Here is a 15,008-nt window from a genome sequence, read left to right as displayed (position 1 = left end):
ACCTGTTAGCCGCAATGCAATATCCCGTTCGCCTTCAATCCATGCTGACATTCGATCAGCGCATCGACACGCTCGACGCGCTTGTGCGTGATTTTGCGCGGGTTGAAGAGATGAAAACGGGCACGATCTTCGCCGTTTCCGAACATAAGCCAGATCTGTTTGCGCAGCTTGAAAATGCCGAAGAGGCGTTGCGGTTAAGCTTTGAATTCTGCCTTGGCCCGCCGCCCAAAGAGACGCTGAAACAAGTGCTGGCATCGCCTGCCACAACGCAGCTTTGTCCCGATATCGCCGCGCGGGTGCAGCGCGCTGCCTGCCACATCCTGCTCGAGGTATGGCACGAAGAGCCGGACGAAGGGGATGTGCCGAGTAAGGAGGGAGACGCGGGTGTGCACGCTGGCCCAGCTCGGGCCGAACCGCAATCAGAGCGCAGCCAGTTTCACCGCAGGCTTGAATTGCTTACCTTGATGAGCCGCATTCCCTTCGATCATGCCCCGCCATCAGCGGTCCATTGGGCACAGTCCAACCGCCTGTTTGCAGGCGAGCATTTTGATGCCGCCGCCGCTCAGCCCATACCCGGCCCGCTGCATATTCACCCGGTCATCTTTGGCCCGAAACGTCAGGCGCTTGACCCTGAGCCTGCAACCCGGGGCGTGCGCAGTTTTGGCGCGGTCCATTGGATCGGCGGCGAGGTTGTCGTTGAACCGGCCGTACAGGACTGGCGCGATAGCTATACAGGCATCCTCGCCTTTGTCGCGGCGAAGGCGGGGTTGAGCGAAGCGGGCGGCGCTCGAGCATGGACCGATGGAGAGGTCTTCGAACCCGAAGGGCAAGCGCAGCGCTACCGCGTTAAATCGCTTGAGGACGATGGCGATAAGGCCGCCGCTTTGTTCGAACTGGTCCCGCTTGATCCTGCCCCTCAGCCGAAGGCCGACAATGGCTCAGCGCCTGGTCCTGCCATCATCACCGCGCCCGCTGACCCCGCCAATCATACTGCGTCCAGAATGCACCAGCGAAGGTCTAAACCGGTGTTCGGGCGCAAGCTCGTTTAGGAAGACGCACATCGCGGCGCGCCCGCCGCAAAGGCCAATCCAAGACCCGCAGCCTAAGCCCACGCCGCGCGCTCTCGCCGCAAGCGTTCTTTGGCCCAGTCCCATTGCTGCCAAGCCCGCCAGGCATAGCTGCGCACCCAATTTCGCCCCGGAAAGGGCCGGGCAGGATCAGGGCTCGCCCCCGCGCGCGCAGTCTTGCATTGAACCGGCACGCCTCAGCAAACTGGATGCTCCACCGCGAATTCCACGAAAGCGCGAGCGAAACTGACATTTCCTCATGCACGCGCACCAAATGCGGAGCAAAAGCCGGGGCATAAAGCGCCTCACTCGGCGCTGGATCGCGGCGTTTTGCCAGCGGAGCCAGGCTATCGTTCCATTCCAGAGTGCGAGCTGCGCTGGCACTTGCCGCATCCTCACACAGCGCGCGTTCAAACTCGACCGGGACAATAACCGATTGTTCTGCATCAGGAAAGCTTGTCACACTGCGCGATCCTGACAGCTGAAAATGGATCGTAAAGGCTGGATCAAACCGCAAGGGGGTGGAGGTATGCGGCGCTGCGATAACCAGCGAAGCGGCAGGTTCGCGCATGGCTCCGGTTACCTTTGCGATCACCGGCTTTAACTCGCCCAAGACATCGCGCATCAGCAGGTCGTATTGCGGATCACGGTCAATGTCGCGCAGCTCAACCGAAGCGGTCCCGCGCTCCATCTGGGCAAGCAGTTCAGCCACACTCAAACCCGCTTTGCCTCCCCGTATCGTCACATGATGCGCCGGCAGGCGCGTCGCCAATTGCGCAATCGCCGCCGAACCCAATAAAGGATGGCCCGATAGATGGTGACCAAACTGACACCATTTGGCGGGATAGGCCGCCGCCATCTCCTCCTGCGCGGCATCGTACACCGCCGGAAACAGCTTCATCGCGGTGTCAGCGGGTGCAGAATGCGCGGCAAAGGAGGCGTGGTCGGAAATTGTCATGACGTGCCCGGTCTACCGCCATTGAGTTAACCGGGCATTCGCGGAAACACAGTTTTACAACCGAGACAATTTCGCCATCCGATTTACCCAATCAAATAAGCGTCAAAATTGCATGACACGCATTGTGTAGTGCAATCTTGTCATTCTGGATCATTTTGCTTAAACCTTTCGCCAGTGTTCGAGTCTGTAACGGCAAAGCGGCACAGCGCCCCTCGCCTAACGCGGATCGTTCGCGCAAGACATGAGGGGAATTGACCATGGCTGATCCAACCCAAACCGCTGCTTCTGGCCGCCGCCGCAAGGACGCAGAAGAAGACACCATGTTCCAGACCGGGTGCCTCGTCGCCCTGATCGCAATCGGTGCCATCGCGGTGGCAGCCTTGGTTTCGGTCTGGGCCAATTCCACCATCCTCGCCGAAGATCCCGAAGCAGCCGTGAGCGCGCCAGCCGCCGCCTCAGCGCCTGAACCCGCACCGGCACCCGAGGCCGCACCCGAGCCGCAAACCGTGCCCGAAGGCGCTGGCATCACCGCAAGCGAACGCGATGGCCGCCCCATGCTGAGCGTTTATTTCGACAGCGGCGCCACCGATGTCACGCCCGATTTCGAAACCGTCTCCACTGGCCTTCGCGGCTACCTTGACGCGAACCCGGATGCGACGCTCGCCATATCGGGCTTTAACGATCCCACCGGCAATGCCGAACTGAACGCTGAATTGTCCAAACAGCGCGCTGAAAACGTGCAGGCGCAGCTGGTTGCGCTTGGCATTGATGAAGCGCGCACTGAACTCGTCAAACCCGATGACACCACCAGCGAAGAGCTATCCAATGCCGAAGCGCGCCGGGTTGAGATCACGATTGTCGAATAGACGAACAGCCATGTAACAGTTTGAGGTGGTGCAAGAAAACGCTTCTGTCACCACCTTGAACGCAGACTTGCGCCTGCCCGATCAGAGCACCTTGTCAGGGCGCGGGTCGTGCTTGTGCTTTTCCTCTTTGCCCAGCACGCGTTCCAGCCGCTGCGCCATCGTATTGGCCGCGCGCCGGGCTGCTGTGTCGACATCGCTTGCATGTTCGGTGACGCCGATTGGTTTGCCGCCGCGCGGGCGCGCCTCGATCATGCAGGTTTTGTCATCTGCGCCGCCTTTGCGCCCGTTCTCATCGGTAACGTGCACTTCTAGCCGAGTGAGCCGATCTTCGAACCGCGCCATTTTGTCGCGCATCATCGCCTCGATCCGCTCTGCCACATTTTCTGTGCCCATTACCGAACTGTCGGAGTTAAACTGAAACTGCATTGTCATAGCAAGGCTCTCCTTTGATGCTTTTTTGTACCATCCAATGTGGGAAGCCATGCGCAAAGGGGCAAGCACAATCGGCCCCATTTCAGGTCCCAACCGCCGTTGTTTTGACCCATTGGCGAAGTTGACAAAGGTGACACCGTGTCACCCACCCTTTTCGCGGGAAAAGCCACGGAAATCCGCGCTTTTTTGAGCAAAAATCAAAGGTGACACTTATCCAACATGAAAACGCCTTTACTTCGCGTTGTCAGGCCGATCTTTCTTAGAGTTATTCCTGTTTTCCAGATATTTAACCGCCTCAATTTCGTCCGCCTCACCATCCATTCGGCTTTCTTCGGCCCATGTTTCTGGGCCGCTTTCCAAACGTTTGACCAATTGCCCAAACTCGGCATCGGTGTAATCGGTATCAAGCGTCCGCATCGCAATATTGGCGGGGCGAAACGCACCGCGCATCGCCAACAAAGCGACCGTCAGCCGTTCATCAAATTTGCGCGATGTATGGACCAGCTCGCCTTTATAGAGATGCGGCACCTCCACCCCATTCATGGCCCGGTCCATCGCCAATTCGGCAAGCGCATCGAACTGGCATCGAAAGGCGGCTGTCCATGCCATATCAAATGGCTCGCCCTTCATCCGGGCGCGCAGCCTGTAGGCTGATTGGCGGCTCATCCCGACACTGCGGGCGGCCTCGGTTACGCTGTGACACGCCGAAAGCGTGCGCAGAAATTCGGCTTGCTTTGCCAATGTCCATCCATCGCGGCGAATAGAGGTAACCGTGCGCGCGGTGTCGGATGCCAGTGAGTTGGATCCCAGTGAATCGGATCCCAGTGAAGAGGAATGGGCGGAGATGCGCGTGGGCGCTGATTTGGAGTTGCTCATCGACGAGCTTAAGCCACAATTTTGCAATGTAGGAAAGATTGGCCGGGCGCGCTAAGGGGGCGTCATGCCTGACTTTGATGGCGCTTTATCGCCTGTAACCATCCTGATCGACGCCGATGCCTGCCCCGTCAAAGACGAGATCTACCGCGTCGCTGACCGGTACAAAGCCGAAGTGCGCGTTGTCAGCAATTCTCCCTTCCGCATCCCCGATAACCCGCGGGTTAAACGGGTGGTGGTCGGTGATGGCTTTGACGCGGCTGATGATTGGATTGCCGATAATGCGGATGCGCGCAGCGTGGTGATTACGGGCGACATCCCGCTAGCGGATCGCTGCCTGAAAGCGGGCGCGCGTGTCCTTAAACACAATGGCGATGCTTTCACCCCCGCGAGCATAGGCGCAGCGCTTGCAACCCGAGCAATCATGGAAGACCTGCGCGCCGGAATGGACGGAATAGGCGGAGGCCCGCCGCCCTTTAGTAAGGCGGATAGATCGCGGTTCTTGCAAAGCTTGGACCGGGTGATGGTGGCTATGGGGCGGGGTTGAGGCTGAGGGGTGGGCGCTTTGTCACCGGAAACATTTAGACGAAGCGATAACAAGTGTCGACGTTGCGGAGCGCGCAACTATAGTCAACGAAACGAAGCGATTTCGATCTTTCAGGTTGTCAGTAATTCAAGTCCAGCTTCCATTTCCTATGCACTGCTGTAATGATCTTGAGTTGTTATTCAATTTTATTGTGGCAGCTCATAAATGACCAACATTGTACTGAAATTCGAAGGTCGGTCGTCCGACAATCACGTCCTCGATTTTTACGATGCGGCACGCGCAATGGTAGGGTTTCAGCGCTCTCTTGCACTTACTACCCACTTAGTGATGAATGGCGAAATAATCACACAAGCCCCATCACTAAAGAATGCAGAAATCCTTGTTTCAACTCCCGAATCCGGTTCTTGGAAAGTTGCTGCTACGATTGTAGGTGCTGCTTGGGTGGTAGGTAACGCGCCAAAAGAGTCTCCGTTGGGGCACCTGCTTTATTCTTCATACGATTACGTAGTCGCCAATACCCTAGGATTTCACGTTGATTATGAGAAGAGTCTGTTGCAGTCGCATCGTGAACTCTTAGAAGAGAAGCAGATCACGGCTGAAAAGCTCGATAGCCTTATTGAAAAGACAGAGTCGAGCATATCAGATATACACCGGCCAATTGTCGGATCAGAAACAGCGAGCCAAGCGAGATTGTTTTGGGTTGATCGCAGCGGCGAAGAACAAATTGGCCCAGACATGACCCAGGTCAGTTTTGATTTTATTTCTCGTACCATTAAACGCGAGGAGATTATCGAGCATGATGGATTGGTGTCGAGTTACAATGTAAATACTTTCAAAGGACGGATTTTTCTACCGATGGAACAACGCCCGATACCCTTCGAGTTAAGTGAAGGCGCACGCTCTAATGCGAACATTGAGCTTATCGCATCCAGCTTGCGCTCCAATGCAACCGATCGCTCCTCATCGCGCGGAATGATAACAGTTCATGGCCAGAGACTTGAATCGTCAACTGGGAGGCTTAAGGCTCTGATTGTTCGAGACATCAAAAAAACTGACATTATTGATTTTTAGCCGCTCTGTTTTTCTCCGAAGTATTGGTAGTTCTCCAAGCGCTTTCGAGCTCTCTCAATCTCATCTGGTTCGAACAATGGATGCCACTTTGGGTTTTCGAATACTAAGGCTTCGACCGTAAGGTCCATACGTCCCCGCTGCCAAAGCGCCGTATATCCCTCTGAAACGGTTCTATCATTGATCAATCTTCGAGCCGTCTCGAGACCACGGTGTTCAATGAGCATGCGGTGAAATATCGAAGCGACGTAGTTTGCCTCTGCTTTAGCTCGGACATAAATGTCCATCATCGCTGCATCGAAATCGGTCTCAAGCGAAAGTCCGTTCACATCACCTCCTCCGGCAAATACAGCCGCTCGCCCTTCCCCTTGTACACCCGGCTCATCTCCTCCATCCCCGCTTCCGCGCCCTCACCCGTCCCAAGAATGCGACAGCAGCTTGATCGTGACCTTCCCTGTCGCAACCAGCGTGCCCTTGCTATCCAGCATCGGTACTTCGGCCAAATACCCAGCGCTGCCTTTGCGTTCCAGGTCTGCCAGTAATCCTGCGATTTGCTCTTCGCTAAGGCGGTATTCGGCGGTCACATCGCGGGCGGCCATGCGGTGAAAGTCGACCGCAATGTCTTTTACGATGGGAAAGTGCTTCTCTGCATCCACAACAGAGATACCCGGATTGGCGGCGGTCGCTTCGGCCAGTACGGTGAAGGCGCCCATATACATCACATCAACGTGATTGGCATTGGGGCCAAGCGGCATAAGCGCCTTGGCATAGCCGCGCTCTAAAGCGAGATATTGCATCTCAGTGCGCTCCACAAAAGGCACGCGGTATTGATGATCTTGTGCTTTTGTGGCGGTCATGGATTACTCCTCCTCAGGCAGATACAGCCGCTCCCCCTTCTCCTTATACACCCGGCTCATCTCCTCCATTCCCGCTTCCGCGCCTTCAACCGGCGCGGTTGCTGCAAGGAAGCTATCCGCGCCTGCATTCTGCTTGGCGGCGAATTCGCGCACTTCCTGACTGATTTTCATCGAGCAGAATTTCGGCCCGCACATGGAGCAGAAATGCGCCGTTTTCGCGCCTTCGGCTGGCAGGGTCTGGTCGTGGAATTCTTCGGCGGTTTCGGGGTCGAGGGAGAGGTTGAACTGGTCTCTCCAACGGAATTCAAAGCGCGCTTTTGACAGCGCATCATCGCGCACTTTGGCGGCCGGGTGGCCTTTCGCCAAGTCAGCTGCGTGGGCGGCGAGTTTGTAGGTTACCACGCCCACTTTTACATCGTCACGGTCAGGCAGGCCGAGGTGCTCTTTGGGGGTGACGTAGCAGAGCATTGCGGTGCCGTACCAACCGATTTGAGCCGCGCCAATGCCGCTGGTGATGTGATCGTAACCGGGCGCGATATCGGTGACGAGGGGCCCGAGCGTGTAGAAAGGTGCTTCGCCGCACGCCTCCAGCTGCTTGTCCATATTTTCTTTGATCTTGTGCATGGGGACATGGCCCGGCCCCTCGATCATGACCTGCACGTCGCGTTCCCAAGCGCGCTTGGTCAGCTCGCCCAGAGTGTAAAGCTCGGCAAATTGCGCTTCGTCATTGGCGTCCGCGATGGAGCCGGGGCGCAGGCCATCGCCGAGTGAATAGGCGATGTCGTATGCGGCGCAAATCTCTGAGATTTCGTCGAAATGCTCGTAGAGGAAGCTTTCCTTGTGATGCGCCAGGCACCATTTTGCCATAATGCTGCCTCCGCGAGAGACAATGCCGGTGACGCGCTTCGCTGCCATCGGCACAAACGGCAGACGCACACCTGCATGGATGGTGAAATAATCGACGCCCTGTTCGGCTTGCTCGATCAGCGTGTCGCGGAAAATGTCCCAGGTGAGGTCTTCGGCAACCCCGCCGACTTTTTCGAGAGCCTGATAAATCGGCACCGTGCCAACCGGCACGGCGGAATTGCGGATGATCCATTCGCGCGTGTCGTGAATGTTGCGGCCCGTGGACAGGTCCATGATCGTATCCGCGCCCCAGCGCGTGGCCCAGACCATCTTGTCAACCTCGGTCGCGACATCGCTGGCGACGGCGGAGTTGCCAATATTGGCGTTGATCTTGACGAGGAAATTGCGCCCGATCGCCATCGGTTCCGTTTCGGGGTGGTTGATGTTGTTGGGGATGATGGCTCTGCCGCGCGCTACTTCTGAGCGGACGAATTCGGGCGTGATGACATCGGGAATTTCCGCGCCCCAGCTTTCGCCATCGCGCACGAAATCAGCCGCCAGTTCGCGGCCCAAGTTCTCACGCTCTGCGACATATTCCATTTCGGGCGTGATGATGCCTTTGCGGGCATAGTGCATCTGGGTGACGTTCTGCCCCGCTTTGGCGCGAAGCGGGCGTTTCACCACATTAGGAAATTGCGGAACCCCGCCAGAACGGTCTGGCCCCAATTGCCCGTTATCTTCAGGCTTTACCTCGCGCCCATCATATTGCTCGACATCGCCGCGCGCTTTGATCCAGTCAGAGCGAAGGCCGGCAAGCCCGGCATTGATATCAATGCTGACATTTTCATCGGTGTAGGGGCCGGATGTGTCATAGACCCGCACTGGCTCTTCGCCCGCTTCCAGATCAATCTCGCGCATGGCGACCTGAATACCGCTGCCCGTGCGCGCGCCGATATGAACCTTGCGGCTGCCACGAATGGGCCCAGTGGTTACGCCAATTTCTACAGGTGAATTGATATCGGCCATTTACGCTCTCCTAAAGACGGAGAGATCGCACAGCCGCTCCTTCAACACGCTCAGGACAGCCCGCTCCCTCCGCCTGTGTTAACAGGTTCAGGTTCAACGGGTCATGGGGCGCTACACCCACCTCTCAGCGCAAAGCAGCGCTCCCCGGGGATGGATTAAAGCTAGGCGCTTTAACCGTGCGCGTCCAGTGTTTGATGCTGTGTTTGATGCCCTGTTCGCAGCGCAGTCCATGGGCACTGTGTTTGGCGGATGTCAGCTTATCGCAGGCGCTGTCAAAGCCATCGCAAAGCCAGCAGCGCAGCACGCCCCTGCCGCCACGCGAACAATAAAGGTAACGGTATCCCTGATTGCAAAATTCATAATCGTAAGCCCCCTGACCTGGCTTTGTCTCGGTAATTCTCGGCCCAGCCGTCTAACGCGGGCTAAGCGATACCAAGGACAATAAAGCCTCGGCAGCCAATCGCCTTGGAAGAATGCGACAAATTGCGTGCCGGAAAAAAGGGGGGGGGGGATTAAACGAGCAAGAATGCGCCAGTCTTGCGGCGGACGGATCAGCCCTCGTCTGTTCGCAGCGTCATCAGGCACACGGCCAGCAGCACGGTCGCCAACACGCCTGATCCGCCTGCAAGCGGCAATTCGCCAAACACATCGCGGCCCGCAGCCATCGATGCGGCATTGGTGACAGCGGCAAACAGGCCAACAACCACGCTAAGCCCGCCAAGCGCTTTGCCGCCCGCGCTCAATTTCGCAAAGCCAAAGGCCATCAGCGCCATGGCCAGCAAAACCTTTGCCGCATTGTAGACCATGAACGAGAATGCCACGATAGCGCCTGCAACAGGCGCAAGCGCTTCCACTTCGCCTGCCGCTTCGAAAAATGGGCCGAACAAAGTCAGCCCGACACCCACCTGCACCACGTTGAGGACGCTGGCAAAGGCGATTGCGGCAAAGCCCAGATGCACGCGGCCGGTTTGCGCCATGGCCGCGCCGGCAAAGGCTGTCATCAGCGTAAAGAGCACGCCTTCTGCGCCCCACAGCAATTGCCGGGGCACATCGACTTCGTTGATGTAAAGCACGGTGTAAACCGCCTGCGTCACTGCCGCGATCAGCAGCAGAATGGCGGTGATGCGCGTGTTGCGCGAAAGTGTGAATTCCATGTGTGTAGCCCCCAAAGATATCGCATTCGCAGCAGGTTCGCACCCAGCGGCAAAAGGTTACAGGTCATTGGACATTATTTCTCGCCTTGCCAAGCTGCGGGAACCGGGCCGCGCCATCTGTTCGCGAAAAACCTGCTCTATAATGGCGCTATCGCTGCTGCCCTCTTGTGCCTAACCCCTGCTAATAAAGGTCTATTGGTATAGATCTATTGCGGGGAATATTTGGGCAAACAGCCCAGTTAAGGGGCATGGTATGACACTAAAACTTTATGCGGCATTGGGCGTTTTGCTTATCAATATGGCGGCGGTCACTTGGCCGCAGGCGGTGCGCGCGGATGATTGCTTGCTTGACCGCGATAATGATGGCGCGGTGGACCTGGGGCCGACCGATAATGATGGCGCGGCCAATTCCAACGATGATGAAACGTCCACCGCATGCGGGATCAATGCGCAGGCAACGGGCGCTTTTTCGAGCGCGTTTGGCAGTTCGGCCAATGCTGAAGGGGACCGTTCCATCGCGGTTGGCAGGCTGGCGGATGCAACAGGCGTAAGCTCCAGCGCGCTGGGCCAACAGGCCGATGCCAGCGGCGCGTTCGCCGTGGCAGTGGGCGGCAATGCAACCGCCAGCCGCGAAGGGGCGATTGCCATTGGCAGAGCATCTTTTGCGACCGCTCATGGCGCAGTGGCTCTGGGCTGGAACACACAGGCCAGCGGTGTCGGCGCGGTTGCGATTGGCGGTGATGGCAATGATGCAGGCGATACAGGCGCGCTGGCGCTGGGAGCCGATTCCACCGCCCTTGGCGCAGACAGTCTGGCCAGCGCAATATTCGCCACCGCTTTGGGCGCGCAGGCACAGGCGACCGGGGTCGAGGCCATCGCGCTGGGCTCGCAATCGCGCGCAGAGGCAACACGCTCCATCGCCATTGGGCACCAAACCCGCGCAAACGCTGACGGCGCTGCGGCTTTTGGTACAGGCGCAAGAGCGATGGGCGAAGACGCCTCTGCCCTTGGCACCGGAACCCAGGCGAGCGGATTGTCAAGCGCGGCGCTGGGCCGCAACGCTTTCGCCACGGCCGCCAGCGCAACGGCAGTTGGCAACACCGCAGGCGCAAGTGCAGGCCGCGCCACCGCCGTGGGACAGGACAGCCGCGCGGCAGGCAATCGCGCAACGGCTGTCGGGTTCGGCGCGCAGGCCGGGGAACGCGCGACATCGGTGGGGGAAAATACGGGCGCAAGCGGTTTTGCCAGCACCGCTATCGGATTTGAGGCTGAAGCTGCGAACACCCGCTCCACCGCCATTGGTGCAGGCGCAGAAACGAGCCGCAATGATCAAGTGGCGCTGGGCGGGGATGGCTCCAGCGTGCGGATTGGCGATATTGCTGCCTCAACAGCTGCACAGCAGGGCCCGGTGGATGTCGTGACGATTGACCAGAACGGCACTCTTGGCCGCCAGCAGGCCGCATCCGCCGCCTCGGTCGCCAATGTGCGACTGTCGATGGATGCTCTCGCGCAAGTATCAGATGCTCAGTTCAGCGCGCTGGAAACCAGCGTTCTTGCAATCGGTGACCAGGTGGCAGGATTGGAATTTCAGCTGGAGGACATGGACCAGCGGCTGTCCGGCGGGATCGCAGCGGCCATGGCATTGGGCGGTCAGATGATTGTGCCTGACAGCGCGGTCAGCGTCAGCCTCAATGCATCCACCTACAGGGGCGAACAGGGCTTTGCCGGGTCCGTATCGGCGCGTCTTGCAGACAGGGTCTATATCTCCGCTGGCCTTGCAGGCTCCAGCGCGCCTGACAGCACAGGCGGGCGCGTGGGGGTCGCGTTTGGGTTCTAAGAATTGTTGAGCGCTAACCCATATCTCCGAACAGAACAGTAAGCATCTAAATTGCTTCTGTTTTCTGTTGCTATCGGGCAAGTTTCGCCCAATACTGATCGCATCAGGGGAGCGGGGTTATAATTACTTTGGCACAGCGCTGATCAGGATCGCGCTTGGCTCTGTTCCTCTTGGAAAACTGCAAGGTTTAAGGGGAATTGCCATGAAGACGAAGCTGCTTGTCACCACCGCCATGATCGCCGGAAGCTTGGGCCTCGCGCTCACACCGCACAGCGCACAGGCCGAAGATTGCCTGCTCGACCGCGACGATGACGGAGTTGTCGATGAAGGATCAGACAATGATGGCGGGGCGGATTCGGCCAATGTCAACACCTCGCTCGCCTGCGGGGTCGGATCAAGCACAACCGGCACGCGCGCGGTTGCATTGGGATCGGACAGCACAGCGGCGATCAACGCGGTTGCGCTTGGTTTTGGAGCGATTGCAGACGCCGATGCGCTGGCACTAGGGCGCAGTTCGGTCGCAGCGAGAGATGGCATTGCTCTTGGTTCGTTTGCGCAAGCCAATGGCCAAGGATCCATTGTGATTGGCAGTCCTACGAGGGGACCGGGCGCGGTTCCTGTGCAGGCTTTTGGTGTGGACTCCATCGTGATTGGCACCGGATCGCGGGTCTTCAGCAACAATTCAATCGCCATTGGCAGCGACGGAAACGGTGACGAGCTGGGTGCATTTGTCGCGACAGATGGCAGCATCGCGATTGGCGTGGACGCTGAAAACAACGGGTCTAATTCTGTCGTCATCGGAGCGCGGTCCAACACCAGCCGAGACAACGTTTTTGCAGTGGGATCTGACGGTGAAGAGCGCATCATAGCCAATGTCAATGATGGCGTTTTCGATACTGATGCTGTGAATGTGCGGCAACTCAATGCGGCACTTGGCACAATGAGCGGATTTGGAGGCGCAGTCATCAATTTTAGCGAAGGATCAGAGCCGACCGCAACCGGGTTCGGCTCTATCGCTATCGGAGAGCTTTCCTTTGCCGATGGGTCAGAAGCCACGACCATCGGCGCGATGTCCGGTGCGAATGGCGACATGACTACAGCTGTTGGCGCGATCACCAATGCAACAGGCTTTGGCGCAGCCGCTTTTGGCGGAGCAAATGCCAATGGCGAAAACAGCCTCGCGCTGGGTTCCGGCGCAAATGCCAGCCGCGCAACTTCAACCGCCGTGGGCGCGCAGGCCGTGGCATCGGCCCCGCGCGCGGTCGCCATCGGGTTCGGATCAGAAGCGACCGAGGCCAACACCGTCTCTGTCGGCGCATCGGGCGATTTCCGCCGGATCACCAATGTCGCAGAAGGCGTGAATGCCAATGACGCAGTGACGCTTTCCCAGCTTGAAGCAGCCGTGGGCGGCGGCGGCGCAAGCGGGGGTTTCCTGGACGTCAATTCAGACGGTGTCAGCCCTCAAGCTTTGGGTGATGAGGCCATTGCCATTGGCCCCGAAGCACGCGCGGAAGGGCAATTTTCGGTCGCTATCGGCGCAGACAGCGACGATTCCGGCAATGCAGGCACAATCGCGGACGGTTTTGGCGCTTTGGCGCTTGGATCAGAGGCTCAGGTTATCCGTGCGGACAATTCGGTCGCGCTTGGATACGGATCACTCGCGGATCAGGACAATGTCGTCTCAATCGGGATTGCGGGCTCTGAACGCCGCATCATCCACGTCGCCGAAGGGTTCGAAGACACCGATGCCGTCAATGTCGCGCAGCTTAACACCGCGCTTGAAACAGTCGCTGGCGCATCACGATTTCTCGCTGCCACAGGGACACAGGGACCGGCAGGCTTTGTGGGCGAGGATTCCATTGCGCTGGGATCAGGAGCGGATGCCGATGCGCAATTGAGCATCGCAATCGGCACGCGCGCATCTGTGGGCCGCAATGATAGCGCGGTGGCAATCGGGGCGTTCGCAAATACCTTTGGCGAGCGCGCTGTCGCAATCGGCAACGAATCCGCTGCAGCGCAGGATTCGGTCTCCATTGGACAATCGGCTTTCACCAATGTCGCACGCGCCACCGCGATTGGTCAGGCGGCGTTTGTGAGCGCAGAGGGCGCAGTTGCAATCGGCCAGGATTCCGCCGCGCTGGAAGAGAACACCGTATCATTCGGGCGCCAGGGATCAGAGCGGCGGCTGGTCAATGTCGCCGATGGCACTGCGGTGACGGATGCGGTTAATCTGGGACAACTCAACAGCGCTATTGCCAATGTATCATCTGGCGGCAGCGCCTTTTTGGCAATCCAGCCAGGAACAAGCTCAACACCGGCTTCCGCCACGGGCACACAGTCTGTGGCATTGGGTGTCAATGCGAATGCCAGTGATGCAGACGCTCTGGCGATTGGTGCGAACACATCGGCAGCAGGTAATGGCGCCGCCGCCTTTGGTGCAGGAGCCAATGCTGGCGCAGCGCAATCGCTCGCGCTTGGCAGCGGGGCAGCGGGCACGGGCGAAAACGCATCAGCTGTCGGCACGGGCACGCAGGCTTCTGGCACATCCAGCGCCGCATTGGGCCGCAATGCCTTTGCCACCGCCGCCAGCGCAACTGCTGTGGGTAACACGGCAGGCGCAACCGCTGGCCGGGCGACGGCTGTGGGGCAGGACAGCCGCGCCACAGGCAGCCGCGCCACCGCGGTTGGATTTGGCACCAATGCCAGAAACCGCGCAACAGCCGTTGGCGAAGGGGCCGATGCGCGCGGAGGGTTCAGCACGGCGGTCGGCTTTGAAGCCGAAGCGTTCAATGCCCGCTCCACCGCGATTGGCGCAGGCGCAGCGACAACGGCTGATGATCAGGTCGCTTTGGGCGGTAGCGGTTCATCGGTGCGGATCGGCGATATCGCCGCCTCCACCGATGCACAGCAAGGCCCCGTCGATGTTGTCACCATTGATGAAAACGGCGTTCTTGGCCGCCAGCAGGCCGCAACCGCAGCTTCTGTTGCCAATGTGCGCGTATCGATGAACGCCCTTGCCCAAGTGAATGAAGCGCAATTTGGCGCTTTGGAAGCGCGCGTTGGCGGGCTGGAAACCCGAATTGATGGCGCATTTGATCTGGCGCAAACGGTGGATGATGATGCAAAACGCGGGATTGCCGCCATTGCAGCGCAAGCCGCGCCGCATTTCCCCAGCGAAGCGGGCAAGACCAGCTATGCCAGCAATGTTGCGACTTATCGCGGCGAGGTTGGCGTATCGCTCGGCCTGATGCACCGATTGCAGGGCGATGTCGCGATCACAGCTGGCGTAACCTATGCGGGCGGCAATTCCACCGCCGTGCGCGCCGGGGTAGCGGGCGAGTTTTAAGCCTGGGTGCAGAACTCTCAGGGATAAACGTTAGTCTTTCGAGGTGGTTACGGGTTTGGCCGGGGCATATCTACCTAAGCCGCCTCGAAAGCTTCATGGATGATTTCGTGCAATTGCGGATCGCGAACAGC

Annotated in this window: 13 protein-coding genes and 1 riboswitch; of the genes, 6 read left to right on the top strand and 7 right to left on the bottom strand. The window is 58.7% G+C overall.

What is annotated here, in order from left to right; genetic code table 11:
* The first annotated feature begins 14 nt into the window (after positions 1-14).
* Positions 15-1,049 (top strand): hypothetical protein, encoded by a 1,035-nt coding sequence (locus AC0V6W_RS11360; RefSeq protein WP_486150074.1) that lies wholly within the window; start codon positions 15-17, stop codon positions 1,047-1,049.
* On the opposite strand, the gene AC0V6W_RS11355 is transcribed toward AC0V6W_RS11360, so the two are convergent.
* A complete protein-coding gene (locus AC0V6W_RS11355; RefSeq protein ID WP_486150072.1) occupies positions 1,018-2,025 on the bottom strand; it encodes a hypothetical protein in 1,008 nt (335 codons plus the stop codon). The genes AC0V6W_RS11360 and AC0V6W_RS11355 overlap by 32 nt on opposite strands.
* Positions 2,026-2,282: 257 nt before the next feature.
* Here AC0V6W_RS11355 and AC0V6W_RS11350 point away from each other — a divergent pair, with 257 nt between their 5' ends.
* Positions 2,283-2,891, top strand: coding sequence for an OmpA family protein (locus tag AC0V6W_RS11350; protein ID WP_486150070.1), 609 nt, complete (start codon positions 2,283-2,285; stop codon positions 2,889-2,891).
* Between the two features lie 81 nt (positions 2,892-2,972).
* On the opposite strand, the gene AC0V6W_RS11345 is transcribed toward AC0V6W_RS11350, so the two are convergent.
* A complete protein-coding gene (locus AC0V6W_RS11345; protein WP_486150068.1) occupies positions 2,973-3,323 on the bottom strand; it encodes an HPF/RaiA family ribosome-associated protein in 351 nt (116 codons plus the stop codon).
* 231 nt (positions 3,324-3,554) lie between these two features.
* Positions 3,555-4,199: a hypothetical protein gene (locus AC0V6W_RS11340; protein WP_486150066.1), complete on the bottom strand. Its 645-nt coding sequence runs from the start codon at positions 4,197-4,199 to the stop codon at positions 3,555-3,557.
* Positions 4,200-4,263: 64 nt separating this feature from the next.
* On the opposite strand from AC0V6W_RS11340, the gene AC0V6W_RS11335 reads away from it, so the two are divergent.
* Complete coding sequence (locus AC0V6W_RS11335) at positions 4,264-4,743, top strand: YaiI/YqxD family protein (RefSeq protein ID WP_486150064.1); 480 nt, start codon at positions 4,264-4,266, stop codon at positions 4,741-4,743.
* 204 nt (positions 4,744-4,947) lie between these two features.
* Positions 4,948-5,814, top strand: coding sequence for a DUF7946 domain-containing protein (locus AC0V6W_RS11330; RefSeq protein WP_486150062.1), 867 nt, complete (start codon positions 4,948-4,950; stop codon positions 5,812-5,814).
* Here AC0V6W_RS11330 and AC0V6W_RS11325 read toward each other — a convergent pair.
* The 4 genes from AC0V6W_RS11325 to AC0V6W_RS11310 all read right to left on the bottom strand — a co-directional run bounded on the left by AC0V6W_RS11325 (position 5,811) and on the right by AC0V6W_RS11310 (position 9,694).
* A complete protein-coding gene (locus AC0V6W_RS11325; protein WP_486150060.1) occupies positions 5,811-6,140 on the bottom strand; it encodes a hypothetical protein in 330 nt (109 codons plus the stop codon). The two genes, AC0V6W_RS11330 and AC0V6W_RS11325, sit on opposite strands and share 4 nt — an antisense overlap.
* Before the next feature lie 81 nt (positions 6,141-6,221).
* Positions 6,222-6,668: a PaaI family thioesterase gene (locus AC0V6W_RS11320; protein ID WP_486150058.1), complete on the bottom strand. Its 447-nt coding sequence runs from the start codon at positions 6,666-6,668 to the stop codon at positions 6,222-6,224.
* A gap of 3 nt (positions 6,669-6,671) precedes the next feature.
* Positions 6,672-8,540: a phosphomethylpyrimidine synthase ThiC gene (gene thiC / locus AC0V6W_RS11315; protein ID WP_486150056.1), complete on the bottom strand. Its 1,869-nt coding sequence runs from the start codon at positions 8,538-8,540 to the stop codon at positions 6,672-6,674.
* A gap of 47 nt (positions 8,541-8,587) precedes the next feature.
* A riboswitch (TPP riboswitch) is annotated at positions 8,588-8,697 on the bottom strand.
* 394 nt (positions 8,698-9,091) lie between these two features.
* The gene (locus AC0V6W_RS11310; RefSeq protein ID WP_486150054.1) at positions 9,092-9,694 is read right to left on the bottom strand and encodes a thiamine biosynthesis protein ThiC; all 603 of its coding nucleotides are present in this window, start codon (positions 9,692-9,694) and stop codon (positions 9,092-9,094) included.
* A 253-nt stretch (positions 9,695-9,947) separates the two neighbouring features.
* Here AC0V6W_RS11310 and AC0V6W_RS11305 point away from each other — a divergent pair, with 253 nt between their 5' ends.
* Together AC0V6W_RS11305 and AC0V6W_RS11300 are read left to right on the top strand one after the other, a co-directional pair.
* Positions 9,948-11,531 carry a YadA-like family protein gene (locus AC0V6W_RS11305; protein ID WP_486150052.1) on the top strand — a complete coding sequence of 528 codons (1,584 nt, stop codon included), beginning with the start codon at positions 9,948-9,950 and terminating at the stop codon, positions 11,529-11,531.
* A 202-nt stretch (positions 11,532-11,733) separates the two neighbouring features.
* Positions 11,734-14,877 (top strand): YadA-like family protein, encoded by a 3,144-nt coding sequence (locus tag AC0V6W_RS11300; protein WP_486150049.1) that lies wholly within the window; start codon positions 11,734-11,736, stop codon positions 14,875-14,877.
* Positions 14,878-15,008 lie beyond the last annotated feature (131 nt).

The organism is Erythrobacter sp. JB1-7 (assembly GCF_057365015.1).
The sequence above is the reverse complement of the archived record's forward strand: the minus strand, read 5'-3'. Positions and strand labels throughout refer to the sequence as shown.